The sequence below is a fragment of the Asticcacaulis solisilvae genome (genome assembly GCF_052327315.1).
GTDB classification, from domain to species: domain Bacteria; phylum Pseudomonadota; class Alphaproteobacteria; order Caulobacterales; family Caulobacteraceae; genus Asticcacaulis; species Asticcacaulis solisilvae_B.
The window spans coordinates 3,137,110-3,162,500 of record NZ_CP166196.1 but is presented as its reverse complement, the minus strand read 5'-3'; the positions used below and the strand labels follow the sequence as shown (position 1 = coordinate 3,162,500).

The following is a 25,391-nucleotide window of genomic DNA, read 5'->3' as shown; positions in this document are numbered from 1 at the left end:
GTATAGGGTCTGACGCCTGCCCGGTGCCGGAAGGTTAAAAGGAGTGGTGCAAGCTGCGAATTGAAGCCCCGGTAAACGGCGGCCGTAACTATAACGGTCCTAAGGTAGCGAAATTCCTTGTCGGGTAAGTTCCGACCTGCACGAATGGCGTAACGACTTCCCCACTGTCTCCAGCATAGGCTCAGCGAAATTGAATTCCCCGTGAAGATGCGGGGTTCCCGCGGTCAGACGGAAAGACCCTATGAACCTTTACTATAGCTTCGCCTTGGCGTTAGCAGCAACATGTGTAGGATAGGTGGGAGGCTATGAAACCGGGGCGCCAGTCTCGGTGGAGCCATCCTTGAAATACCACCCTTATTGCTGCTGACGTCTAACCGAGATCCGTCTATCCGGGTCCGGGACATGGCGTGGTGGGTAGTTTGACTGGGGCGGTCGCCTCCCAAAGTGTAACGGAGGCGCGCGATGGTGGGCTCAGAGCGGTCGGAAATCGCTCGACGAGTGCAATGGCATAAGCCCGCCTGACTGCGAGACTGACAAGTCGAGCAGAGACGAAAGTCGGCCATAGTGATCCGGTGGTCCTTCGTGGACGGGCCATCGCTCAACGGATAAAAGGTACTCTAGGGATAACAGGCTGATTTTGCCCAAGAGTCCATATCGACGGCAAAGTTTGGCACCTCGATGTCGGCTCATCACATCCTGGGGCTGGAGCAGGTCCCAAGGGTATGGCTGTTCGCCATTTAAAGTGGTACGTGAGCTGGGTTCAGAACGTCGTGAGACAGTTTGGTCCCTATCTGCCGTGGGTGTTCGAGACTTGAGAGGATCTGTCCCTAGTACGAGAGGACCGGGATGGACATACCTCTGGTGGACCTGTCGTGGCGCCAGCCGCGCAGCAGGGTAGCTAAGTATGGACGGGATAACCGCTGAAAGCATCTAAGCGGGAAACCCACCTCAAAACAAGGTCTCGCTGAGGATCGTGGAAGACTACCACGTTGATAGGCCGGATGTGGAAGCCCCGCGAGGGGTGAAGCTAACCGGTACTAATAATCCGATCGGCTTGATCGTTCCTCTACAAAACGCATTCCCTTTAAAACAATGTCTTCTCCACACTGTGCTTGGTTGACCTGGTGGCTATGCCGGAAGGTCCCCACCCGATCCCATTCCGAACTCGGTCGTTAAGCCTTCCTGGGCCAATGGTACTTCGTCTTAAGGCGCGGGAGAGTAGGTCGTCGCCAGGTCTACCAAGCACAGTGTGATACAGCCCTTCATTACAATCAGTACCAAGACCGGACAGCGTCAAAAACGCAGCCGGTCTTTGTCGTTTAAGGGCTATCGTTTCTCCGGAAGCTTCAGTCCGCAAAGCGGGCAAGGCCCGCATATTGGTGACGCGGGGTGGAGCAGCCCGGTAGCTCGTCAGGCTCATAACCTGAAGGTCGTCAGTTCAAATCTGGCCCCCGCAACCATCGACCACAACACAAAACAGCCGCCCATAAAGGGCGGCTGTTTGCGTTTAAACGCCATGGATCCGGTGATCTACAAGGACGGTAGGCTCAAACCCAGGCAAAGGCGTGCGGGCATACGCCAATATCCACGGCACGCACCGTCAATTTGCAGCGTCAAAGAAGCCGGATATCGGCCGGCGCCCGGTCGAAGTGGTCGTTGCGGCCATCGAGATAATGAATGGGGGCGGCCGCCAGTTCGTCGGGGTCGAGGTCGTCGAGCAGAGCGACCTGCACCGCATAGAAGACGCCGCCCATGGTCGCCATGTCTCCGCGGCCGGGGGTGCGGATGCCGCAGACCCGGCAGAAGTGAAATTCGACTTTCGATTCCGTGCGTCCCGGCGGGATCCAGGCGTAATTCGCCTGGGACTCGGCGCCGGATACAAGCCGGAACCGATCGCCCGGCGTGAAGACAAGCCACGATCGCGCCTTGGTGCAACTCGAGCAGTTGCATTTTATCGTGCCTTGGGACAGGTCGACGTCGGCCTCAAAGGCGACGGCGCCGCAATGGCAGCGGCCCGAGTAGGTTTTGATCGGCATGAAGGTATTTCCTTTGGTCTGGGCCGTGGTGGCGCATGTATGTCCAATACGGCCGCCGACCGGATAAGGATACGCGCAGCCTATGCCGTGCCGACTGTGACGCTGGCGGCCGGTTCAAGAACCCAGGCGCACTTGATATAGTCTGTAATGCCCACGACGCAGCCACCGCTCACCTCCAGCCGGATCACCGAGAAGGGAATGGCTTGGGCAGTATCGTCGCGCAGAATGATGATAACGGTTTCGCCGTCGACCGCGCCCAGCGCCATGCGCCACGGAATGATCGGACGGCCATATTCGACAAAATAGGGGGAATCGGCCAGCCGCCCCGCGAAGCAGTCCGTTACGCGCAGGCGCGCGTCTGCGCTGGTCAGTGCGCGCACGCCGTCCCAATCGCGCCGATTGAAGCGATCAATGTAAAGGTTGAGCAATTCCAGTGTTTCTGCGTTGACGACCGCGCCAGCGGGAGGAGCCACGGGCAAGCTCTCCAACTTGGCACGGCCACGGCCAAGCGCAGCCTTGACGCCGCCGACGGTCGAGTCGACCAGGACCGCAATGTCTTCGAGCGAATAGTCGAAGACGTCCTTGAGAAGCACGCAAGCGCGCTCCTTGGGGGGAAGGTGAATGATCAGACGCTCGACAGCGCGATCGACCTCGCGGCCGGAGGTCTCGACGGGGGCCACAACGCCGGGATCAGCGGCGATGGCCTCGGCATCCTGCCGCACCTTGCGCCGGCGCAGAAAATCGATGCAGCGATTATGGGCGATTCGCATCAGCCAGGGCATAAGCGCACGGCTTTCGTCGTAGACGTCCAGTTTACGGTAGGCTTCGAATACCGCTTCCTGCATCACGTCTTCGCCGTCGAGAACCGAGCCCGTCATGCGGGCGCAGTAGCGGTGCAATTGCGGACGCAGGTCGCGGAGAGTTTCTATGAAAGCGGCCTGCCGAGGCGTGAAAAGGCCGACGGAATTAAGGTCGGCCGGAAGTTCGATGTGAGAATTCATGTTCATCCATACGCAGCCGGCCGCCATAAGGATACGCCCGGATGAGCAGTTTTGCGAGCATTGGGGTGTCACTGTCGACTTTAGATGCACGAGATCGGAGCATCGCAGATGCAATCACGCTCTGAGTTTTTGTTTGACCACGCAATTTATCCGAAAAGTGATAGCCACCTTATCGGATTGCGCTCCAGGCGGTTATCCGAAAGCCACACCCTGCCGCTTTCATAAGGCGGCAATGCCGCTCCGCCTTGAATTACGGTTAATATTTGTTAAGGTCGCGTGGGCGCTGGAGTATCCGCCGTGTTCAGGCGATTGGGATTGAAGCGTCCCTCGGGGGTATCACGTGGGTTCGTTCCTACCAGAGTCGATCGACGTGGCGGCGGGGCTTGTCTTCGTCTACCTGTTCATGAGCATTCTGGCGACCATCGGCCGTGAAGCCTTCGAAGGCTTTGTGCGCGCGCGTTCGCGCCATCTCGAAAACGGTTTGATCGAGCTCCTGTGCGACCATCCGCCGGTCGGCGGTTCCAAGGGCAAGGCCGCCATCGGCGGCTACGACATGCTGAAAGGCTTCTACGATCACCCGCTGATCATGTCGCTCTATCGCGGCCGCTATACCATTCCACCCAAGCGCAAGCCGCTGGGGGGCAGGGGGTTGCCGTCCTATATCCCGTCAGGCCATTTCGCCTATGTCGTGCTGGACCTGCTGGCGGAAGCCGGCGGGCAGACAAGTTCCGGCACACTGGATATCAACACCATCCTGGCCGCCGCTGAAAACCTGGATAATCGCCGCCTGGCGAAGATGATCCAGTTCGCCGTCAACAATTCCGGCGGCGACGTCGACAAGGCGCGCCAGTTTCTTGAAAGCTGGTTCAACGCCACCATGGACCGCGTGTCGGGCTGGTACCGGCGCGAGACCCAGACCATCCTGTTCTGGATCAGCCTGATTGCGTGCGTGGTGCTGAACGTCAACACGGTCGTCATCGCCGACAGCCTGTACCGCAGCCCGTCGCTGCGCAAGACGCTGGAAGCCCAGGCCGAGGCCTATTACAACGGCAAGCCGTCGGCGATCGACAGCCTGACCACGACACGTCCGGTCGCGCAGGACGCGGCGGCGTCCGTCGATGCCGCGCCCGCTACGCCTCCGGTGGCGTCCAGCGTTCCGGCTCCGGCGAATATTCCCGTGCCGGTGACGACCACCAGCACGTCCACTGTGCCATCGGCCGTAACGCCGCCCGCCAACCAGCTCGACAAGGCGCCGCCGGCCGCGACCCTGGTCACCGGCGGTGATATTCCGGGGCTTCTCAGCAAGACCGACCCGCTGGAAAAGCTGGGTCTGCCGCTCGGCTGGAATTCGCAGACCATTACCGCCATGCACCGCCTGTTTCCGGCCGCGCCGCAGGTCAGCGCCGCCGAGGCCGAACATCTCAATCAGCTGCGCAGCATGAATATCAAGGCCAAGGATCCGGTTGAGTGGATTTCGATCTGGTTCGGCCATGTCGGTCAGGTCTGGCAGGATACGGTCAAGGCCTATGAGACCAACGACCAGGACCCGGCCAGCAATGCCTTGTTCAATGCCGCCGGCACGCTTTCGCTGATCGGGGGCTGGCTGATGACGGCGTTCGCCGTGACGCTGGGCGCGCCGTTCTGGTTCGATATCCTGTCCAAGCTGATGATGGTGCGTTCGACCATGAAGCCGGGCGACAAGGGCTCGAGCGACATGGCGGGGCTCAGCGCCATCGCTGCGGCCCTGGCCGGTCCGCCCGACGGCAACGGCGGTGGGGGGGGCGGTACGAAGACCGCCTTCCTGCCGAACTTCAGCTCGGTCGGCGCGGACACGGCCGCCAGCGGCGACCTGGTGCATACGCTCGATCCCAACAGCCGCCCGCGCGATCCGTAGGCGGGGATCATGGCCACCATCACGCCCGAACGCCTGACGGCGCTCTCACCCAAAATCCTGCCGCAACGCGCACAGGATTATGCCCCGGCGCTCGACGCCGTGCTTGGCATGGCGGACCTCAACACGCCGCTGCGCATTGCGCATTTCATGGCGCAGCTGGCCTATGAAAGCGCGGGTTTCCGCGCCCTGGTCGAGAACTTGAACTACAAGGCCGAAACCCTGCTCAAGGTCTTCCCGAACCGGGTCAAGACGCTGGAGCAGGCGCAGGCCCTTGTGGCGCAAGGCAAGGAAGCGATCGCCAACGCCGTCTACGGCAACCGCGCCGACCTCGGCAATACCCAGCCGGGCGACGGCTACAAATATATCGGCCGCGGCTTCCTGATGATCACCGGCCGCGCCAACTATACGCGTTACGCCACCCTGATCGGTCAGCCGCTGGTCGACAAGCCGGAACTTCTGGAGCAGCCGACCTATGCCGCGCAAGCAGCCGCCGCCTTCTGGAAGACCACCAATATCAATGCCAGGGCCGATGCCGACGATATCAATGGTGTCACCAGGCTGGTCAATGGCGGGCTGAACGGGCTCGACGGCCGCAAGGCGCTGCTGACCGAGGCCAAGGGGTTATGGCCGTCCAGCCTCTTCGCGCCTGAAGTGACGCAGGTCGTCAATCCCCTGCCGCCTCCACCGCCACCGCCTCCGCCTCCGCTGTCCCCTCCGACTCCGGCCGGAGCTTTCAGCCGCTATTTCACGCTGGAGGAGTTGACGCAGTCGGATACGGCCGTACGGTTGCATATCGACAATACGCCGCCGGCGGATGTCGTGACGGCCTTGCATGATACCGCCACGAAGATGGATCAGGTCCGCGATCTGCTGAAAGGGCCTGTCCAGGTGCTGAGCGGCTATCGCAGCCCCAAACTCAACACCGCGATCGGCGGTTCGCCGCACAGCGCCCATATCAACGGCCGCGCCGTCGATTTCGTGTGCCGCAGCTACGGCACGCCATTACAGATTTGCCAGAAGATCGTCGCGGCGGGCGTCAAGTTCGACCAGTTGATCCAGGAAGGCACCTGGGTGCACATCTCGTTCGATCCGCAGATGCGCAACCAGGTCCTGACGGCCAGCTTCGGCAGCGGCAAGACGACCTACCGCAACGGGCTTTAGTTACTTAACCCGGTCGATCCAGGCGTCGAAATTGTCGAGGAAGCCCTTGAGGAACTTGACAGTGCCTTCGTTGGCGAAGGCGCCGTCGGCGTCGAGCATTTCCGGCTTGAAGGTGATATAGACCTCCGGATCGCCAAGCACCGCCGTGCCGAGGATGACCAGCGAACTGCGCAGTTGCGACTGCATCACCGCCGTGCCCTGGCTGCCGGTCGAAGCGCCTGTGATGGCGACGGCCTTGCCCTTCCAGGCATTCTGACCGTAAGGACGCGACGCCCAGTCGATGGCGTTCTTGGTGACGGCCGGGATCGAGCGGTTATATTCCGGAGACACGATCAGGATGCCGTCGGCCTTGGCGATGGCTTCCTTCAGCGCCACCACCTTGGCCGGCGGCGACTGCCAAAGATCATCATTGTAGAGCGGCAGGTCCATATCGGCATAGTGGAAGGCGAACTGGCCGGTAGCCAGCTTTTCCAGCGCATGGGTATATGTCTTGTTGATCGAGTCCTTGCGCAGGCTGCCGACCAGAACGACGATGTTTTTCATGGGGAGCTCTCTACTTAGACAGTTCGCGATCGACCGCTTCGATCACACGCGGATCGTCGGCCTTTATATCCGGGGCAAAACGTTCGACGATATGGCCTTCACGGCTAACCAGGAACTTTTCAAAATTCCATAGGATTTCGCCCGGCGGCGTCAGCGGAATGCCGGCCTTGACCAGGTTCTCACGCATCGGACCTTCACCCGTCGCATCCGGCTTTTCGCGCGTCAGCAGGTCGTACAGCGGGTGCTTGACCGCGCCGGCCACGCTGATCTTGGCGAACATCGGGAAGGTGACGTTGTAGGTCAGCGAACAGAAATCCGCGATCTCGGCTTCGCTGCCGGGCTCCTGGCCCATGAAGTTGTTGGCCGGGAAGCCCAGGACTTCGAAACCTTTTCCGTGCTTGTCGCGGTAGAGCGCCTCGAGGCCGGTATATTGCGGCGTCAGCCCGCATTTCGACGCAACGTTGACGATCAGCAGCACCTCGCCGCGATAGTCGGCCAAAGTGGCGTGGTTGCCGTCGATGCGGCGGAGCGGAATGTCGTACAGCGTATCGGCCATGATATTTCCTCTTATAATTTATCGAACACGGAGCCCATGCGCGGGCTGAACAAACGCTCATAGGTCCGCATCAGGTGGGCGTCGGTCATGCCGGCAATATGATCGCAGATGATGCGCGTGTCTTCACCCGCTGCCTTATAGCGTTGAAATGCGTCAGTTGGGAGATAGGCTTCCGGATCGCTGGCGAAGACCTCGAACACAGCCACCACCATGGTCTGGCCCTTGAATTCCATTTGCTGGACCTGGGCGCAACGAATGACCTTTTTCCAGACGAAATCTTTCAGCGCTTTCAGAAATACGCCGTGGCCATCGGGCAGAATGGCGCGATACCGCAACAACGGTTCTGTAAAATCGGAATTTTCAACGAAGGCGATCGCCGAAATCAAATGGTTGACGATGATGTTGATGATCATCTTGCGGCGCTGGCCGGGGCCGAACAGATTGCCGACCAGGTCGTTGTAGGGATCGTTGCCGACCTTGTCGCCATAGTGCCTGAGGCGGAAATCGCAGAAGGCAGCGCAGGCGGATTCCGGCACGACTTCGCGGAAATCGGCTTCGCGGATCAGGCCCAGCGACAGGGCGTCTTCGAGGTCGTGGACGCCATAGGCGATGTCGTCGGCTATGTCCATCAGGCTGCAATCGAGCGACTTGTGCTGCGATTTGCCATGCTTGCCGGCCTTGGGCTCGATCGTCTGGAACCGTGTACGGTCGGCCGCCGACAGCGGCGCCAAAAGCCATTCGACGGCGTCGGCCTCGCTATCAAGATAGCATTTCGGTGGCTTGGAGCGATGGCGGTCGATAATTTTCAGTGCCGTGGGGCGCGGGTCGAGACGCGGCGAACATTCGGAATTGGCGACGGCGCTATAGGCTACAGGATATTTCAGCAAACCCAGAAGCGTGCGGCGCGTCAGGTTCGAGCCGTGCTCGCGCGAAAAGTTCTCCAGCCGCGTCACAAGCCGCAGCGTCTGGCCGTTGCCTTCGAAGCCGCCGTGGTCGCGCATGCAGTAGTTCAGCGCGACCTCGCCGCCGTGACCGAACGGCGGGTGGCCGAGATCGTGGGCGAAACCCAGGGCCTGGATCAGCGGCAGAGGGGGCAGATGCGCTGCCGCCGGATGGTCTGCCGCGTAGGTCGACAGATGCTTGACCAGGCCGCCGGCGATCTGCCCGACCTCCAGCGAATGCGTCAGGCGCGTACGGTAGAAATCGCCATCACCGAGATTGAGTATCTGCGTCTTGCCCTGCAGGCGGCGGAACGAGGCGGAATGGATGATGCGCGCATAATCGATGTCGAACGGATCGCGGGCGTCGGTCGCGCGGGGCGTGCTGCTTTCGCTGCGGCGCTCGGTCCACGGGGAGGGGGCGGCTGGAATCATGGCGCCACTATAAAGAAGTTAACGGCTCGGATAAGCCATCGGCCTCTTGTCAGGCGGCATTATTTTGTTCACTATATGTTCTAATCGCTGTCGTGGAGAAACCACATGCGCCATGCACGCAAAGCCCTGCCGATCATAGAGAGCGGCTCGTTGTTCGACCTCGAATCGATCCCGGGACTGCTGTACCGTCCCGGCTATATCGGCGCGGACGAGGAAGCGGCCATGGTCGCGGAGATCGACAAGAGGCCATGGTCGCTGGAATTGCAGCGCCGGCGGCAGTGGTACGGCTGGACCTATGACGACACGCCGCTGGGCGACGACGGTTATCGCTCCGAGCCTATGCCGGACTGGCTCAAGCCCCTGGCCCAAAGGCTGCACGCGGATGGTTATTTCGAAGGTGAACCGGACCGGGCCCTGGTCAACGAATATACGCCGGGACAAGGGATCGGCGCCCACAAGGACCGAGATATCGAACGCATCAGGTCGGTGGCGATCATCAGCCTGGTTTCGGGCGTCATGATGGAATTCGCGCGTCCCGGCAGGGCAGCGCGCTGCCAGTATCTTCAGCCGTTGAGCCTGGTCGTCATGCGTGACGAAGTGCGTGAGGACTGGACACACGGCATTGTCGGGCGGTTGAACGACAAGGTGGGTGGTCTGGTGATCCCCAGGAAACGCCGGTTGTCGCTGACCTTCAGATACCTTAATCCGGCGCCTTCGTTTCCAGTGCCAGGGCATGGAGGGGGCCCGCCAGCAGGTCCGCCAGGGCGCGGTTGACAAGCTGGTGCTGCTTGACGCGCGGCAGGCCGCGGAAGGCTTCGGAGACGATGCGCGCCTTGTAGTGGTCGCCGTCGCCGGCCAGGTCGTCGATGTGGACGTCGGCGCCGGGGAAGGCGGCTTCGATCCGCGCCTGCAATTCACTCTGGGCTATGGCCATAGGGCAACTCCTTGTCGGAATGGCAAATAGTCGCTTTCGCCGCCGTTGTGAAGCCGTGGCGGGCATGTCATAGACAATTGGAAGCGGGAGGACGGGATGATCGCTAAATCCGTATGGGGTGCCCTCGGGGCGCTGGTTCTGGCGGGATTTGTGGCGGCCGGATCGGCTGCGGCCGGCAACGTCCAGGTGGCGGTCGCCGCCAACTTCACCGATGCGGCCAGGGACCTGGCAACGGCGTTCCAGAAGAAGACCGGCAACACCGTGACCCTGAGCTTCGGCCCGTCGGGGGCCTTTCTGAGCCAGATCGAGCAGGGCGCGCCGTTCGAAGTCTTCCTGTCGGCCGATGCCGAACGGCCTGCCAAACTCGAGGCCGACGGCTTCGGCGTCCAGAACACGCGCTTTGTCTACGCCTACGGCACGCTGGTCCTGTGGAGCGACATGGGCAACTTCGTCGATACCAAGGGCAAGGTTCTTACGCGGGACACCTTCAGGCACATCGCGATCGCGGACCCGGCAGCGGCTCCGTATGGGGTGGCCGCGGTCGAGGCGATGAAAAAGCTGGGAGTCTACGACACGCTGACGCCGAAAATCGTGAAGGGCAATTCGATCGCCGCGGCCTACACCTTTGTCAGCACGCGGTCGGCCGAACTCGGCTTCGTCGCCCTGTCTCAGGTGATCAAGGACGGTAAGGGCTCACGCTGGGTCGTGCCGCAGGAAAACTATACGCCGATCGATCAGCAGGCGATCCTGTTAAAGGCCGGGGAAAACGATCCGGCGGCACGCGCCTGGCTTGACTATCTGAAGTCGCCCGAAGCGGTCTCCATAATCAAATCCTATGGCTACCGGATCGACTAGATGGACAGCAGTGCCGACATCATAACCGCAATCAGGGTGACGGTGACGCTGGCGGCGGTGACGACCTTGTGCCTGCTGGTGCTGGCGACGCCTCTGGCGTGGTGGCTGTCGCGCCGGCGTAACCTCTTAAAGGACGCCCTGACGGCAGTCGTCGCGCTGCCGATCGTCCTGCCGCCGACCGTGCTCGGTTTTTACCTGCTGGTCGTCATGGGACCGCAAAGCCCGCTGATGGCGTGGCTGCATCCTTTGGGTATCCGCACACTCAATTTTACATTCGCGGGGTTGGTCATCGGCTCGGTCGTGTATTCGCTGCCGTTTGCGGTGCAGCCGATCCGCAATGCCTTCGAAACCCTGGGCAATCGCCCGCTCGAAGTCGCCGCGACGCTCGGGGCGGGGCCCGTCGACTGTTTCTTCACCGTAGCCCTGCCTTTGGCGCGAAAGGGCTTTCTGACAGCGGCGCTGCTGGTCTTCGCGCATACGGTCGGGGAATTCGGTGTCGTATTGATGATCGGCGGCGCCATCCCCGGCAAGACCGAGGTCGTGTCGATCCGCATCTTCCAGATGGTCGAACAACTCGACTGGGCCGGTGCGCATCAGTTGGCGGGCGGGCTGATGATCTTTGCCTTTGTCGTCCTGCTTGGCCTGCTGGTGGTCGACCGCCGGCTGGGTCTGGCGGAAGGGGGCGCGCGATGACGATCGATATCGCGCTCAAAGGCGCCGCCGGCCGTTTCACGATCGATGCTGCGTTCGATGTGCCAGCGTCGGGTATTACCGCCATCTGGGGGGCGTCCGGATCGGGCAAGACGACGCTACTGCGCGCCATTGCGGGGCTGCAACGCCTGAGCGGCCATGTCCGCATCGGCGACACTCAATGGCAGGACGGGCGCCATTTCGTGGCCGTGCATAAGCGCCGAGCAGGCTACGTCTTCCAGGAAGCCAGCCTGTTTGCGCACTTAAGCGTCACGGAAAATATCGACTATGGTCGCAAGCGCGGCGGCGGTGACGTGCCGGACCTGCCGGGTCTTAAGGCATTGCTGTCGCGCCGCGTCGGGACCTTATCCGGTGGGGAGCGCCAGCGCGTGGCCCTTGCGCGGGCAATCGCCGCCAGGCCCGTCTTGCTGTTGATGGACGAGCCTTTGTCGAGCCTCGACGGCACCGCCAAGGCCGATATCCTGCCGCTGATCAAACAGATCGGCGCACGGGTGCCGATCCTGTACGTGACGCACGATGCCGCCGAGGTCGCTGCCCTCGCTGACCGCGTGCTGCATATGGCCGACGGCCGCGTCACGCCGGGTACGAAAACGGCCTCGCTTGAGGGACTGAGCGAGGCCGAAATCCGCAAGCTGGCTCAGGTCGCGCTCAACGCCGGCCTGAAAGCCTGATTACTCCTTCTCGATCTTCCAGATCTTGCCGCCAGCGTCGTCGCTGACATAGAGCGCACCGTCCGGGCCGACCGCGACCCCGACGGGGCGGCCTGAGACGCGGCCGTCGTCGATGACCAGGCCGGTCATGAAGTCTTCGTACTCACCCGTCGGACGGCCGTTCTTCATGATGACGCGCACGACTTTCGAGCCCGTACGCTTCGCGCGGTTCCACGACCCATGCAGGGCAATGAAGGCATTACCGTCATAGGCGGCGGGGAAGGGATGCGCCGCGCCCTTGGGCGCATGGTAGAAGGTGAAGCCCAGCGGCGCGGAGTGCGATGCGATCAAAAGGTCGGGCACGGTCGCCTTGCCGGCCAGATCGGGGCGCTTGTCCTTCTGGCGCGGATCGGCGTGATTGCCGAGATAATACCAGGGCCAGCCGTAATAATGGCCGTCCTCGACATGGCTGAAATAATCGGGCACCAGGTCTTCTCCCAGGCCGTCGCGCTCATTGACCGCGCAGAAGATCGCACCGTCCGAACCGATGCCCAGGGTCACGCAATTACGGATGCCGGTGGCCACGACATGCCGGTTCTGGCCATTGGGATCGAAGCGAAGAACCATGGCGCGGCCGGTTTCGGCGCCCCAGGCCTCGCCGAGGGTATGGGCGGCCGCCCAGCCCGAAGGCTGGTCGCTCAGGTTCTCGCCCACATTGCTGGCCGATCCGACCGAGGCATAGAGGTACTTGCCGTCGGGCGAAAAGATCAGGTCGCGGCTGGTGTGGCCGCCGCCCGGCGCCAGGTTGGCGATGACGGTTTCCTTGGCGCCGCCGATAAAGGGCACGCGGATGACGGTGGTCGGGCTGCCGATATAGACGAACTGCGGCTTGACCGCCGGGTAGAAGGCGAGGCCGAACGGATCCTGGATATCAGATACGAAGTTTTCCGGTGTGGTGCTCAGCTTGCCGTTGGCGTTGTGGAAAACGACAACGCGGTTCTTGCCGGCTTCGGCGACGAAAAGGTCGCCGGTCGGGGCAATGCGGATCTGGCGTGGACGATTGAGGTGGTCAGCGAAGACCGAGACCTTGAACCCTGCCGGCACCTTGGGGGCGGCCTTGTCGGCGTCAACGACGCCGGGGCCGTTCGATGCCGATGGGGTGGCAAAGGGATCAGGCAGGCTGGCAACGGTGACACGGTGCTTTGCGCCAGGTGCGTCCTGCCGCCAGTCGCCGACGGTCGATACGGGGCTGCCCGTTGATTTTTCCCCTGCCTTGGAAGCGCTTCCGTTCAGGCTCGACAAGTAGGCGATAAGAACCTTGCGATCGCTGGCCTCGGGCACGCTGACCGGCATGGCCGTGCCGGGCATGACGCTTTGCGGATCGGTCAGGAATTTGTCGAGCCGGGCTTCATCCCACTTTTCGCCGCGGGCATTGGCGGCCTTGAGGGGATCGGTATAGGCAAAACCCGGGACGGAGCCCACGTTACGACCGACCACGCCGAACAGGGGCGGTCCCTGGAGCTGGGCCTTGTTGGGGCCGGCGTCGTGACAAAGAGCGCATTGGGCGCCGAAAACCTTCTGCCCGTCGGAAACGGCATCGGCACAGGCCGTCAGCGGCAGGGCCGCCAGGGCTAACGACGCAAACAGGATACGCACAGTGGACATGGAATTCCCTCTCTATTAGCCCCGGTAGGCATATTATAGGAGACTGGTAATACCAATGTCACGCGATTTGGAGAAACGCACGCGGATCGGGGCAGACCCGACGCCAGCGTTCGCGCTCGCTTTTGCGGAAGACGCCGGGAAAGTCGCCGCGCGCGTCGCCGATATCGAGGATCAGCTGAAAATGCAGGTGCGGCAGCCAGCCGCCATTGACGGCGTCCGAGCCCAGGCGCGCAATCTCCTTGCCCCCGGCGATAGCCTGGCCGTGCCGCAGACCGGAAAGACTGTCGCGGCTGAGATGGCCGTAAAGCGACCAAAGCGTCAGGTCTTCCGTCAGAACGTGTTCAAGTAAAATGGTCGGGCCGTAGTCGAGCCGCGCGGCGTTGTCCTGGAAGCTGTGCACGGTGCTGTCCAACGGTGCGAAAACCGGCGTATCGGCGGGCGCGAAGATATCGAAGCCGAGATGGATGGTGCGCGCTTCAACCCCAGGCACGCCGGCGCCGAAGGCCTCCGTCTGGTAGATGGCGCGCTCTTCATCGTAACCGCCGGCGGCCAGGCGATCGGTCGGCACGGCCTCCATGCCGCCGGTATCGAGACGCACCTCTTCGTAGCCCGTTCTGAGCCCCGCCATGATTTCGGCGGGCGTCTCGGTGCGGGTTTTCAGCCAGTCGAGATAGAGATCGTGACGGTCCATGTCCCAAGGCCTAGCGTATTTGGGCGAATTTGGCTATTTGCACGATCTTTGGATAAGGACCGGCCGATGGCGGACAGGATTTATGACGGAACCGAGCCGGTCCGCGTCAACAAGTGGATGGCGCAGAGCGGTATCTGCTCGCGGCGCGAAGCGGACGCCCTGATCGAGCAAGGGCTGGTGCAGATCGACGGCGAGCGCTTTACCGACGCGGGCCGAAAGATCCAGCCCGGCCAGACCCTGTCGTTGCACCAGGGCGGGGCGGCGCAACTCGATGCGCGCATGACCATCGTCTATAACAAGCCGGTCGGCATCGTGTCGGGCCAGCCCGAACCTGGTGAAACGCCGGCCGTACGTATGATCCGCCGCGCCAACGTCTTTGGCCCGGCGGACGTCTATCCCGACAACCATTCCAAGCTGGCGCCGATCGGTCGCCTCGACAAGGATTCGCACGGGTTGCTGATCCTTTCGGAGGACGGTGTGCTGGCCAAGGCTATCATCGGGCCGGAAAGCGACCTCGAGAAGGAATATCACGTCGTGGTGCGCGGGCCGATCTTCGAGGAGAAGCTGAAATGGTTGCGTCACGGCCTGGAACTCGACGGCCGCCAGCTTCGTCCTGCCAAGGTGATGCAGACGGGGGAACAGTCGCTGACTTTTGTGCTGAAAGAAGGCCGTAACCGCCAGATTCGCCGCATGTGCGACATGTGCGAACTGCGCGTCATCGACCTCTATCGCGACCGTATCGGGCCGGTCATGATCGGCGACCTGCCGGAAGGTCAGTGGCGGTTGATGACGCCGGAAGAACGCGTGGCGATATTGCAGGGGAAGTGATCCACAGATTGCACAGATTGCACAGATTAATCCGAGGTTGGGGTTTGGTCGTAAAGATTGGCCGCGGACGACACGGATGTTCCGAGCCGGTGGCGCCCTCCGAGGATCGATGGAAGGAAGATGCGCTTCGCGCTTTCTTATCCGTGTAGGCGTGAAGCGCCCATCCGTGTCATCCGTGGCAAAAATCTAATCTGTGCAATCTGTGTAATCTGTGGATCACTTCCTTATACACTCGGCGACGCGTCGCGCTTCAGGCGCCTGAGGCAAAAGGTCGAGCGGGCGTGACGGATGCCCGGAAATTTCAGCAGCCGTTTGCGCAGGAACTGCTCATAATCCTCGGTGTCCTCGACCGCGGCGATGATCACGTAGTCGTATTCGCCGGTGGTGAGATAGGCGTCGGTGACCTCCGGCAACTGCGCCAGGTGGCGTGAGAAGGTCTCGATCTTTTCGTCGTCGTGCTGGTCGAGATTGATCTCGATGATAACCGACAAGGGCCGACCGACCTTTTCCGGATCGAGCAGGGCGACGTAGCCGGCGATGACGCCCGACTCTTCCAGCCGCTTGATGCGCGACCAGCACGGCGTCTGCGACAGGCCGACGCGATCGGCGATTTCCTGCGTCGTCAGGTGCGCGTCCTCGCGCAGACAACGCAGGATTCGCTTGTCGATCTCATCCAGGGTTTGGGCGTTTTTCCCCTTGGGCATTCTTTATTTTGCTCCGCAGCAAAACTTTTATCTATCCATTCCAATTATTGCAGAAAATCTATCCGATGACCAGCGCTTACCCGGCGCAACTCGGAAGCACATTCGCGCGCTACGGAGTTAGTCTCATCGGTAATTAAAACGATAACCTACAGGACATGCCATGCGGTCTGAGGTCACCCTCGCGGACAAGTATGCGCTGGAAACCGGCCGGGCCTTTATGACGGGCGTCCAGGCCCTGGTACGGCTGCCCATGCTGATCCGGACGATCGATCGCGCCGCCGGCTTGAATACGGCGGGCTTTATTTCGGGCTATCGTGGCTCCCCGCTCGGCACCTACGACATGCAACTCGAACAGGCCAAGGACCTGTTGAACGAACACGACATCCTGGTCCAGCGCGGCATCAACGAAGACCTCGGCGCCACGGCCGTCTGGGGCACGCAGCACGTGCCGTTGTTCCAGGGCCACCGCAAGGACGGCGTCTTCGGCCTGTGGTACGGTAAGGGGCCTGGCGTCGATCGCACGGGCGACGTTTTCAAGCACGCCAATTTCGCCGGCACATCGGCCTTGGGCGGTGTCCTGGCCCTGGCCGGCGACGACCACAGCTGCAAGTCCTCGACCCTGCCCAACCAGTCGGAATTCGCCTTTGCCGACGCTGAAATGCCGGTCCTGTCGCCCGCGACGATCGACGAGGTCATCGATTTCGGCGCCAAAGGAATCCAGATGTCGCGCTATTCCGGCTGCTGGATCGGCATCAAGACGATCGCCGACCTGATGGACGCCTCGACCTCCGTGCACCTAGATCCGGCGCGTTATAACGTGCGTATTCCCGATTATCAGTTGCCCGAAGGCGGCCTGAACATCCGTCTGAACGACACGCCGGAAGCCAAGGAAATCCGCCATCGCCATCATCGCCTCCCGGCGGCGCAGGCCTTTGCCCGTCTGAACGGCTTCGATCCGGTAGTGATCGACACGCCGCGCGCGCGTCTGGGTGTCGCTGCCAGCGGCAAGGGCTACCTGCATGTCCTTGATGCCTTGCGTCTGCTCGAGGTCGACGACACCGAGGCGCATCATATCGGCTTGCGGCTATGGAAGGTCGGCATGGTGTGGCCGCTCGATCCCGTGGCGGCCAAGGCTTTTGCCGACGGGCTGGAAACCGTCCTGGTCGTGGAGGAGCGCCGCGCCCTGATCGAGCCTCAGCTTCGGGACGCGCTCTATACGTTGCCGGACGGTCGCCGTCCGCCCGTCCTGGGCAAGGTCGATCGCTGGGGCGCGCCGCTGATCCGCGACACCATGGACCTCGACACGGCGCACGTTGCCATTTCGCTGTTCGAAGTCCTGCCGGAATTCGCCCGGACGGAATACCGCAAGGCCATCGTCGAACAGGCGAAAACGCGAGCGACGGCGCGTGACGGCGTCACGACCTTGCACCAGCGCAAGCCCTTCTACTGCGCCGGCTGCCCGCACAATACATCCACGACGGTGCCGGAAGGCTCGCGCGCCACCGCCGGCATCGGCTGCCACTACATGGTGCAGTTCATGCCCGACCGGCATTCCGAAATCTGCACGCATATGGGCGGCGAAGGCGTGACCTGGGTCGGCCAGGCGCCGTTCACCGACGAAGCGCACATCTTCGCCAATCTGGGCGACGGCACCTATTTCCATTCGGGTCTGCTGGCCATCCGCCAGGCGGTCGCCGCCCACGTCAACATCACTTACAAGATCCTGTATAACGACGCCGTCGCCATGACGGGCGGCCAGCACGTCGACGGCGTGTTGCATCCGGTGACCGTGGCACAGCAGGTCGCTGCCGAAGGCGTCAAGCATATCGTGCTGGTGTCGGATCATCCCGACCGCTGGCGCGGGCACCCGAACATGCCGCCGCGCGTCAGCTTCTATCATCGCGACGACCTCGAGGTCGCCGAGGCCGAACTGAAGGCTATCCGTGGCACGACCGTCCTGATCTACGACCAGATGTGCGCCACCGAACTGCGCCGCCGGCGTAAGCGTGGCCTGGCGCCGCAGAAGAAAGAGCGCATCTTCATCAACAGCGCCGTCTGCGAAGGTTGCGGCGACTGTTCGGTGAAATCGAACTGCATCGCCGTCGGCCCCAAGGATACCGAACTGGGTCGCAAGCGCGAGATCGATCAGTCGGCGTGCAATATCGATACGTCGTGCGTCAAGGGCTTCTGCCCCAGCTTTGTGTCGCTTGACGGCGCGCAGCTGAAGAAGGCCAAGGCCGGCGACATCACGCATCTGATCGCCGATCTGCCGGACATCACACCACCGGTTTTGAGCGAGCGGCCGTACAATATCCTGCTGACCGGCATCGGCGGGCTGGGCGTCACGTCCCTTAGCGCCATGCTGGGCATGGCCGCGCATATCGACGAAGCTGAGGTCGTCTGCGTCGACCAGATCGGTCTGGCCCAGCGCGGCGGCGCGGTCGATGCCCATATCCGTCTGGCGAAAAAGGGCCATCCGCTGCCCGGCGGCCGTATTCCGTTGGGCGAAGCCGACGCCCTGATCGCCGCCGACATGGTGACCGCGCACGGCAAGTCGAGCCTGCCTTTGCTGTCGAAGGAACGCACGGTGGGGTGGCTCAACAGCACATTGACGCCGACGGCTGAATTCACCCTCGATTCGACCCACACCGTGTTCGACGTGCTGAGCATGACACGGCGCGTCAAGGGCGCGGTCGAGACGTTGAGCCTGATCGATGCCGCTGGCCTGGCGCGGCGCTTCCTCGGTGATGCCGTCTATGCGCTGATGGTCATGTTGGGCGCTGCCTGGCAGTCGGGCCTGGTGCCGCTGTCGTGTGCGGCGGTCGAGCGCGCCATTACGCTGAATGGCGCCGAGGTCAGGGCCAACCTGATGGCGTTTTCCTTGGGCCGCGCCTTCGTCGCCAGCCGTTTACAAGCACCTGAGAAAGTCGAAGCACCCTTCGATCTCGACGCCTTTGTCGCAGCGCGTATCGACGACTTGACCGACTATCAGAACGCGGCCTATGCGCGGCGCTATGCCGACTTGGTAGATTTGGCGCGCCGCGCCGACGGCGTGTTTGGTGAAGCGGTGGCGCGCAACGCCTTCAAGCTGATGGCCTATAAGGACGAATACGAGGTGGCGCGACTCTATATGCGCCCGGAATTCCGCCAGGCCCTGGCCGAGCAGTTCGAAAATCCCGACAAGGTTTCGGTCTTTCTGGCGCCGCCGCTGCTTGGCGAAAAGGACGCGCAGGGCAACCCGAAGAAGCGCAAGTTCGGCCCTTGGGTCTTCAAGCTCTTCAACGTCCTGCAACGTTTCAAGACCCTGCGCGGCACGGCCTTCGACGTCTTCGGCTACAGCGATGAGCGCCGTACCGAGCGCAAACTGGTGGCCGACTATTTCGAGCTGATCGCCCGTCTTTCCGCCGAACTGACCGCCGACAAGCGCGATATTGCTGTCGCTTTGGCACGCCTGCCCGAAGACATCCGCGGCTTCGGCCATGTCAAGGCCGGGAACCTTGCCAAGGTCGATGCCCACCGTACCGAACTGCTGGCGCAGTTCGACGCCCCGATTTCTCCCGATAATGCCACGGCCGGCCAACAAGAGCCGGTGAAGACTCCAAAGGATAAAGTGCATGTTTGACCATCCCGACTACGACGGCCACGAAAAAGTAATGATGGTGGAGGACGCCGAAAGCGGCCTGAAAGCCATCATCGCCGTTCATTCGACGGCGCTGGGCGCGGCCGCCGGCGGCTGCCGCTTGTGGACCTATGAGACGCCCGGCGCGGCGCTTTCGGATGCGCTCAGGCTGTCGCGCGGGATGTCCTACAAGAACGCCATGGCCAACCTGCCCATGGGTGGCGGCAAGGCGGTGATCCTGGGGCCGGTGCTGGCGGAAAAGCGCGAAGCCGTCATGAAGGCGTTCGGCCGTGCGGTCGACGGGCTGAACGGACAATACATCACCGCCGAGGACGTCGGCGTATCGGTGGCCGATATGGAAATCGTCGCCACGACCACGAAACACGTCGGTGGCTTAAGCGCCGGCGCGGGCAAGTCGGGTGGAGACCCGTCACCCTATACGGCGCGCGGCGTGCGGGTCGGTATCGAAGCGGCGGTAAGGGCAAAGCTCAACCGTCGCGAACTGGCCGGCCTCAGCGTCGCCGTCCAGGGATTGGGCCATGTCGGCATGTATCTTTGCGAGGAGCTGTTCAACCTGGGTGCCAACCTGGTTGTGGCCGACATCAACCCGGCGCGGGTGTCCGAGGCGCAACAGCGCTTCGGCGCCGTCGGCGTCTCGGTCGACGATATCCTGACACAGCCCGTCGATATCGTCGCGCCTTGCGCCTTGGGCGCCACCATCACCGAATATGCCGCGCGTTATATCCGCGCGGGTATCGTGGCGGGCGCGGCCAACAATCAGCTGGCCACCGTGGACTCCGGCCGCCTGTTGGCCGAACGCGGTATCCTGTATGCTCCCGACTACGTCATCAATGCCGGCGGCATCATCATGGTGCAGGGCGAACTGTCGGGTGATAACGACGCGGCGGTGGTGACGGCCAGGGTCGACGCCATCGGCGACCGCCTCGACGCCATCTTTAAGCGCGCGGCCCGCGACAACGTGATCACAAACGAGGTTGCCGATACCATGGCGCGCGATAAACTCTCGGCCGCGCGGACTCACGTGCCCGCCGTGGGAGGGGAAAAGACGCTCTCCCGGATTTAAGGGAGCCCCGACATGCGCGATATCCATCACTTCCTGAACGGCCGTGCGGTGCCGGGCGCGTCCGGCCGCTTCGGTAACGTCTACGATCCTAATACGGGCAAGGTCCAGGCGCGCGTCGCCCTTGCGTCCACCGCCGAGGTCGATGCGGCCGTGGCCCAGGCGGTCAAGGCCCAAATCGGCTGGGCGCAGATGAACCCGCAGCGCCGGGCACGCGTCATGTTCGCCTTCAAAGGCCTGATCGAGGCCAATATGGACGAACTGGCGCTGCTCCTGTCGTCCGAGCACGGCAAGGTCGTCGCCGACGCGAAAGGCGATATTCAGCGCGGTTTGGAAGTCGTCGAATTCGCCTGCGGCATCCCGCATCTGCTCAAGGGCGACTATACCGAAGGGGCAGGGCCGGGGATCGACGTCTATTCGATGCGCCAGCCGCTCGGCGTTGTCGCCGGCATTACGCCGTTCAACTTCCCCGCCATGATCCCGCTGTGGATGTCTGCGGTGGCGCTGGCCTGCGGCAACGCCTTTATCCTCAAGCCGTCGGAAAAGGACCCGTCGGTGCCTGTGCGCCTGGCCGAACTGGCCTTGGAAGCCGGCCTGCCGGAAGGCGTGCTTCAGGTCGTCCACGGCGACCGCGAGGCCGTCGACGCGCTGTTGAAGCACCCGGATATCAAGGCGGTCAGCTTCGTCGGCTCGTCGGATATCGCGCACTATGTTTATCAAACGGGTGCACTTTACGGGAAACGCGTCCAGGCCATGGGCGGCGCCAAGAACCACGGCATCATCATGCCTGACGCCGATCTGGACCAGGTGGTGAAGGACATTGTCGGTGCGGCCTATGGTTCGGCAGGTGAGCGTTGCATGGCCTTGCCGGTAGCGGTGCCGGTCGGCGCCAAGACGGCCGACGCCTTTGTCGAACGTATGATCGACGCGGCTCGTTCTTTGAAGGTAGGCGTTTCGACCGATGCCGACGCGCACTACGGGCCGGTGGTGTCGGCGGCGCACAAGGCGAAGGTCGAATCCTATATCCAGATGGGCGTCGATGAGGGCGCCGAGCTTCTGCTCGACGGCCGCGGGCTGAAATTGCAAGGCCATGAGGACGGCTATTTCATCGGCCCAACCCTATTCGATCGCGTAAAACCGTCGATGAAGACCTATCAGGACGAAATCTTCGGCCCTGTGCTGCAGGTTGTTCGCGCCGAGACGCTGGAAGACGCAGCCAGCCTGCCGTCCGACCACGCCTACGGCAACGGCGTCGCGATCTTCACGCGCAACGGTCTGGCGGCGCGCGAATTCGCCGCCAAGGTCAATGTCGGCATGGTCGGGATCAATGTGCCGATCCCCGTGCCGGTGGCCTATCACAGCTTCGGCGGTTGGAAGCGCTCGGCCTTCGGCGACATGAACCAGTACGGCGAAGACGGCGTGCGCTTCTACACCAAGGTCAAGACGGTCACCCAGCGTTGGCCGGATGGTGATATTGGCGACCAAGCGTTTATCATTCCGACGATGAGATAACATGCTGCTCAGCGAAGACCAGGCGATGATCAGGGAAGCGGCGCACCGCTTTGCCTACGACAAGTTACGGCCCCACGCCGGCGAATGGGACGAGACCAAGCACTTTCCCGTCGACGTGATGCGCGAAGCCGCCGCCCTGGGCTTCGCGGCCATCTACACGAAGGAAGACCATGGTGGTTCCGGCTTGTCGCGACTGGATGCCGTGCTGATCTTCGAACAGCTGTCGCGCGGCTGCATCGCGACGGCAGCGTTTTTGTCGATCCACAATATGTGCACCTGGATGATCGACAGCTTCGGCTCGACGGATCAGCGCGCGCAGTGGGTATCGCAGCTTGTCACGATGGAGAAAATCGCCAGCTACTGCCTGACCGAGCCGGGCTCGGGGTCCGACGCCGCCGCCATGAAGACGCGAGCGGTGCGTGACGGCGACGCCTATGTGCTCAATGGCTCAAAGCAGTTCATCTCGGGCGCGGGCGTATCCGACGTCTATGTCGTCATGGCGCGCACGGGCGAGGACGGTGCCAAAGGCGTTTCGACCTTTATCGTATCGAAGGATGCACCCGGCCTGTCGTTCGGCGCCAATGAGAAGAAGATGGGCTGGAACGCCCAGCCGACGCGACAGGTCATGTTCGACAATGTTCGCGTGCCCGCTGAAAACCGTCTGGGCGCCGAAGGCGAGGGCTTCAAGTTCGCCATGAAGGGCCTCGACGGCGGCCGGCTCAATATCGCGGCGTGCAGCCTGGGCGGCGCTCAGGACGCGCTCGATCGCGCACAGGCCTATGCTGGCGAGCGTAGCCAGTTCGGCAAACACCTCAACCAGTTCCAGGCGACGCAATTCAAGCTGGCTGACATGGAAACCGAGCTTCAGGCGGCACGCTCGCTGCTTTACGACGCGGCGACGCGGCTTGATACCGCCGCGCCGGACGCCGGCAAATGGTGCGCCATGGCCAAGCGCTTCGTCACCGATACGGGGTCCAAGGTGGCCAACGACGCCCTGCAGATCCACGGCGGCTACGGCTATCTGCACGACTACGGTGTCGAACGTATCGTGCGCGACCTGCGCGTCCATCAGATACTGGAAGGCACCAACGAGATCATGCGCGTCATCATCGCCCGCCATATGGAGACCGCATGACGGACGAGGTCATTACCCGCATCGAAAACGGCGTCGGGCGGATTACGCTCAACCGTCCGAAGGCGTTGCACGCCCTGACGACCGAGATGTGCGCTGGCATGGCCGGTGCTTTGACGGCATGGGAACACGACCCGGCGGTGCGGGCGGTGGTGGTCGATCACATGGAAGGCACGCGCGGCTTCTGCGCAGGCGGCGATATTCGCAAGGTCGCCGAAAGCGGCCGGGGAGACGGCGTCGCGGCAGCCGATTTCTTCCGCGTCGAATACACGCTGAATGCGCAGATCAAGCATTACCCCAAGCCCTATATCGCCCTGATGGACGGTATCACCATGGGCGGCGGAGTGGGGATTTCGGTCCACGGTTCGCACCGCATCGCCACCGACAGGACGATCTTCGCCATGCCGGAAACGGGCATCGGCCTGTTTCCCGACGTCGGCGGCGGCTGGTTCCTGCCCAGGCTTGACGGCGAGCTCGGTACGTGGCTGGCGCTGACGGGAGCGCAACTGCGCGGTAGCGACGTGAAAGCGGCTGGTATCGCCACCCATTATGTGCCGGTGATCGACGACCTGAAGGCCGAACTGCTGGCGGGCGGCGATATCGACGCCGTGCTGGCGAAGTACGACAGACCAGCGCCGCAACCGGCCTATGCATCGCACGTTGCGGCGATCGATCGCTGCTTCGACAAGGACACGGTGACGGCGATCTCGATCGCGCTCAACCCCGACACCGACCCTTGGGCACACGAACAGGCCGCCATCCTGACCAAACGCTCGCCGCAGTCGCTGGCGGTCGCGCTCAGGCAGTTGCGCGAAGGCCGCAAGATGACGTCGTTCGACGACGTCATGATCATGGAATACCGGCTGGCCTGCCGCATCACGCGCACGCGCGATTTTTCCGAAGGCGTGCGGGCGGTCATCGAGGACAAGGACAACCAGCCGCAATGGGCGGATTGGGTCGGGGAGGCGGCGGGCCAGACGCTCTCCGCCGCCATCGAGTTGATGTTCGAGTCGCTGGGCAAGCTCGACCTGCAACTGCACTAAGGAGACACGGCCATGGACATCGCCTTTATCGGTCTCGGCAATATGGGCTCGGGCATGGCCGCCAATCTGGTCAAGGCCGGGCACGGTGTCCGCGCCTTCGACCTCAACGCCGAAGCGGTCGAACGCGCGGTATTGGCGGGCGCAACGAAAGCTGGAAGCCTTACCGAAGCCTGCCGCGACGCTGCAGCGGTGGTGACCATGCTGCCCGCCGGCCAGCACGTCCGAGCTGTCTACGCCGAGGTTTTCTCGCTGGCACCGCCGACGGCATTGCTGATCGACTGTTCGACGATCGATGTCGATACGGCGCGCGCGGTCGAGACCGACGCTGCCGGCAAAGGCTTCGCCATGGTCGATGCACCTGTATCGGGCGGCGTGGCGGCGGCCAATGGCGGTACGCTGACCTTTATGGTTGGTGGCAGCGACGACGCATTCAAGCGCGCCGAAGCCATCCTGTCGGCCATGGGCAAGGCAGTGATCCATGCCGGTGTCGCCGGCGCCGGGCAGGCAGCCAAGATCTGCAACAATATGCTCTTGGCCATAACCATGATTGGCACGTGCGAAGCCTTCGGTCTGGCCGAAAAATTGGGGCTGGGCCATCAGGTCTTTTTCGACATCGCGTCGAAGGCGTCGGGGCAGAACTGGTCGCTGACCAGCTACTGCCCGGTGCCGGGCCCCGTGCCGTCGTCGCCGGCCAATCGCGACTATCAGCCGGGCTTTGCCGCGGCCCTGATGCTGAAGGACCTGACCCTGGCCATGCAGGCGGCCGAAATGACCTCGGCCGACACACCGCTCGGCGCCAAGGCGCACGCGCTTTACGACGCCCTGTGTGCGCAGGGGCACGCGGGTCAGGACTTTTCGTACATGATGGAGCGCATCCGCCGCGGTGCTTGACATATGGGCGTAGGCACGAGCTAGATACCGCTCTGATCGGGGGGGCGCATGTCCGCAAAGCTGTCGAAATCGATTTTTGCTGCTGTCGTGCTGGCAGGCTGTGCAATGGCGAATGCTTCGCTGGCGGCGCCCGACAAGATAGCCGGCAGCTATGATCTGGAATGGGGGAAGGGCGACGGAACCGGCCAGCCGGCCTGCGTCGATCACTGGACCTTGCGTGCCGACAGCGCTTTGACCGTCGAGAGCGGCCAGGAAAAGCTCACCGGTCGTTGGCACGTGGAAGGCAAGGCCAAGGAAGGCGAATGGCTGGTATGGACCGGCCTGAAGACGAACGGCCTGCCCGATTGTCGTGGCCGCATGGCCTCACAGCCGATCGCCGACCGGCGAATGCCGTTCTATGTCAATGCTGCGGGTGGCCTGGTCCTGACTGAGCCCTATAGCCGGCTTCAGGACGGCACGATTGTCTGGAGACCGACGGCTGTAGCCAATAAAGTGGTTGAAAAGCATTAAC

The 25,391-nt window shown here is 62.6% G+C and carries 23 protein-coding genes, 1 tRNA gene and 2 rRNA genes (1 of these 26 running past the window's edge); 17 read left to right on the top strand and 9 right to left on the bottom strand.

What is annotated here, in order from left to right; translation table 11 throughout:
• The 3 genes from AB8717_RS15000 to AB8717_RS14990 all read left to right on the top strand — a co-directional run.
• A 23S ribosomal RNA gene (locus AB8717_RS15000) occupies positions 1-1,062 on the top strand (it extends 1,810 nt beyond the left edge of the window).
• Positions 1,063-1,120: 58 nt separating this feature from the next.
• Positions 1,121-1,235: ribosomal RNA gene (gene rrf / locus AB8717_RS14995) — 5S ribosomal RNA — on the top strand.
• A 148-nt stretch (positions 1,236-1,383) separates the two neighbouring features.
• Positions 1,384-1,460: transfer RNA gene (locus AB8717_RS14990), tRNA-Met, on the top strand.
• 153 nt (positions 1,461-1,613) lie between these two features.
• On the opposite strand, the gene AB8717_RS14985 is transcribed toward AB8717_RS14990, so the two are convergent.
• Together AB8717_RS14985 and AB8717_RS14980 are read right to left on the bottom strand one after the other, a co-directional pair.
• Complete coding sequence (locus tag AB8717_RS14985; RefSeq protein WP_443748128.1) at positions 1,614-2,036, bottom strand: GFA family protein; 423 nt, start codon at positions 2,034-2,036, stop codon at positions 1,614-1,616.
• Positions 2,037-2,116: 80 nt separating this feature from the next.
• Positions 2,117-3,043, bottom strand: coding sequence for an RNA polymerase sigma factor (locus AB8717_RS14980; protein ID WP_443748127.1), 927 nt, complete (start codon positions 3,041-3,043; stop codon positions 2,117-2,119).
• Between the two features lie 334 nt (positions 3,044-3,377).
• Here AB8717_RS14980 and AB8717_RS14975 point away from each other — a divergent pair, with 334 nt between their 5' ends.
• Both AB8717_RS14975 and AB8717_RS14970 read left to right on the top strand, forming a co-directional pair.
• The gene (locus tag AB8717_RS14975; RefSeq protein WP_443748126.1) at positions 3,378-4,931 is read left to right on the top strand and encodes a hypothetical protein; all 1,554 of its coding nucleotides are present in this window, start codon (positions 3,378-3,380) and stop codon (positions 4,929-4,931) included.
• Between the two features lie 9 nt (positions 4,932-4,940).
• Entirely contained in the window at positions 4,941-6,092 is a 1,152-nt protein-coding gene (locus AB8717_RS14970) for a D-Ala-D-Ala carboxypeptidase family metallohydrolase (protein WP_443748125.1), read from the top strand.
• Here the strand turns inward: AB8717_RS14970 and AB8717_RS14965 are convergent, their stop codons facing one another.
• The 3 genes from AB8717_RS14965 to AB8717_RS14955 are packed head-to-tail and all read right to left on the bottom strand — an operon-like array spanning position 6,093 to position 8,564.
• A complete protein-coding gene (locus AB8717_RS14965) occupies positions 6,093-6,635 on the bottom strand; it encodes an NADPH-dependent FMN reductase (protein ID WP_443748124.1) in 543 nt (180 codons plus the stop codon). It lies immediately after the preceding gene.
• Positions 6,636-6,645: 10 nt separating this feature from the next.
• Positions 6,646-7,191 carry a glutathione peroxidase gene (locus AB8717_RS14960; RefSeq protein WP_443748123.1) on the bottom strand — a complete coding sequence of 182 codons (546 nt, stop codon included), beginning with the start codon at positions 7,189-7,191 and terminating at the stop codon, positions 6,646-6,648.
• 11 nt (positions 7,192-7,202) lie between these two features.
• On the bottom strand, positions 7,203-8,564 hold the full coding sequence (locus AB8717_RS14955) for an anti-phage deoxyguanosine triphosphatase (protein WP_443748122.1): 1,362 nt from the start codon (positions 8,562-8,564) through the stop codon (positions 7,203-7,205).
• A 105-nt stretch (positions 8,565-8,669) separates the two neighbouring features.
• On the opposite strand from AB8717_RS14955, the gene AB8717_RS14950 reads away from it, so the two are divergent.
• A complete protein-coding gene (locus tag AB8717_RS14950; protein ID WP_443748121.1) occupies positions 8,670-9,338 on the top strand; it encodes an alpha-ketoglutarate-dependent dioxygenase AlkB in 669 nt (222 codons plus the stop codon).
• On the opposite strand, the gene AB8717_RS14945 is transcribed toward AB8717_RS14950, so the two are convergent.
• Positions 9,265-9,498 (bottom strand): BolA/IbaG family iron-sulfur metabolism protein, encoded by a 234-nt coding sequence (locus AB8717_RS14945; protein WP_443748120.1) that lies wholly within the window; start codon positions 9,496-9,498, stop codon positions 9,265-9,267. The two genes, AB8717_RS14950 and AB8717_RS14945, sit on opposite strands and share 74 nt — an antisense overlap.
• Before the next feature lie 96 nt (positions 9,499-9,594).
• Between AB8717_RS14945 and modA the strand changes: the two genes are divergently transcribed.
• The 3 genes from modA to AB8717_RS14930 are packed head-to-tail and all read left to right on the top strand — an operon-like array spanning position 9,595 to position 11,735.
• Positions 9,595-10,353, top strand: a complete 759-nt coding sequence (gene modA, locus AB8717_RS14940) for a molybdate ABC transporter substrate-binding protein (protein WP_443748119.1) — start codon at positions 9,595-9,597, stop codon at positions 10,351-10,353.
• A complete protein-coding gene (gene modB / locus AB8717_RS14935; protein ID WP_443748118.1) occupies positions 10,354-11,046 on the top strand; it encodes a molybdate ABC transporter permease subunit in 693 nt (230 codons plus the stop codon). It begins immediately after the preceding gene.
• Positions 11,043-11,735, top strand: a complete 693-nt coding sequence (locus AB8717_RS14930; RefSeq protein WP_443748117.1) for an ATP-binding cassette domain-containing protein — start codon at positions 11,043-11,045, stop codon at positions 11,733-11,735. The genes modB and AB8717_RS14930 overlap by 4 nt, the downstream gene beginning before the upstream one ends.
• Here AB8717_RS14930 and AB8717_RS14925 read toward each other — a convergent pair whose 3' ends face one another.
• Positions 11,736-13,379, bottom strand: a complete 1,644-nt coding sequence (locus AB8717_RS14925; RefSeq protein ID WP_443748116.1) for a PQQ-dependent sugar dehydrogenase — start codon at positions 13,377-13,379, stop codon at positions 11,736-11,738.
• Between the two features lie 58 nt (positions 13,380-13,437).
• Positions 13,438-14,070 (bottom strand): peptidoglycan DD-metalloendopeptidase family protein, encoded by a 633-nt coding sequence (locus AB8717_RS14920; RefSeq protein ID WP_443748115.1) that lies wholly within the window; start codon positions 14,068-14,070, stop codon positions 13,438-13,440.
• 66 nt (positions 14,071-14,136) lie between these two features.
• Between AB8717_RS14920 and AB8717_RS14915 the strand changes: the two genes are divergently transcribed.
• Entirely contained in the window at positions 14,137-14,898 is a 762-nt protein-coding gene (locus tag AB8717_RS14915) for a pseudouridine synthase (RefSeq protein ID WP_443748114.1), read from the top strand.
• Between the two features lie 224 nt (positions 14,899-15,122).
• Here the strand turns inward: AB8717_RS14915 and AB8717_RS14910 are convergent, their stop codons facing one another.
• A complete protein-coding gene (locus AB8717_RS14910) occupies positions 15,123-15,602 on the bottom strand; it encodes an Lrp/AsnC family transcriptional regulator (protein ID WP_443748113.1) in 480 nt (159 codons plus the stop codon).
• 160 nt (positions 15,603-15,762) lie between these two features.
• On the opposite strand from AB8717_RS14910, the gene AB8717_RS14905 reads away from it, so the two are divergent.
• Genes AB8717_RS14905 through AB8717_RS14875 form a run of 7 tightly spaced genes read left to right on the top strand, consistent with a single transcriptional unit; the run spans position 15,763 to position 25,390 of the window.
• The gene (locus AB8717_RS14905) at positions 15,763-19,224 is read left to right on the top strand and encodes an indolepyruvate ferredoxin oxidoreductase family protein (protein WP_443748112.1); all 3,462 of its coding nucleotides are present in this window, start codon (positions 15,763-15,765) and stop codon (positions 19,222-19,224) included.
• Positions 19,217-20,305 (top strand): Glu/Leu/Phe/Val family dehydrogenase, encoded by a 1,089-nt coding sequence (locus AB8717_RS14900; RefSeq protein ID WP_443748111.1) that lies wholly within the window; start codon positions 19,217-19,219, stop codon positions 20,303-20,305. Before AB8717_RS14905 ends, AB8717_RS14900 begins: the two co-directional genes overlap by 8 nt.
• Positions 20,306-20,317: 12 nt before the next feature.
• Positions 20,318-21,814, top strand: a complete 1,497-nt coding sequence (locus tag AB8717_RS14895; protein WP_443748110.1) for a CoA-acylating methylmalonate-semialdehyde dehydrogenase — start codon at positions 20,318-20,320, stop codon at positions 21,812-21,814.
• A gap of 1 nt (position 21,815) precedes the next feature.
• The gene (locus tag AB8717_RS14890) at positions 21,816-22,949 is read left to right on the top strand and encodes an isobutyryl-CoA dehydrogenase (RefSeq protein ID WP_443748109.1); all 1,134 of its coding nucleotides are present in this window, start codon (positions 21,816-21,818) and stop codon (positions 22,947-22,949) included.
• Positions 22,946-23,989 (top strand): enoyl-CoA hydratase/isomerase family protein, encoded by a 1,044-nt coding sequence (locus AB8717_RS14885; protein ID WP_443748108.1) that lies wholly within the window; start codon positions 22,946-22,948, stop codon positions 23,987-23,989. The genes AB8717_RS14890 and AB8717_RS14885 overlap by 4 nt, the downstream gene beginning before the upstream one ends.
• Positions 23,990-24,001: 12 nt before the next feature.
• On the top strand, positions 24,002-24,880 hold the full coding sequence (gene mmsB, locus AB8717_RS14880; RefSeq protein ID WP_443748107.1) for a 3-hydroxyisobutyrate dehydrogenase: 879 nt from the start codon (positions 24,002-24,004) through the stop codon (positions 24,878-24,880).
• A 48-nt stretch (positions 24,881-24,928) separates the two neighbouring features.
• A complete protein-coding gene (locus tag AB8717_RS14875) occupies positions 24,929-25,390 on the top strand; it encodes a hypothetical protein (RefSeq protein ID WP_443748106.1) in 462 nt (153 codons plus the stop codon).
• Position 25,391: the final 1 nt, after the last annotated feature.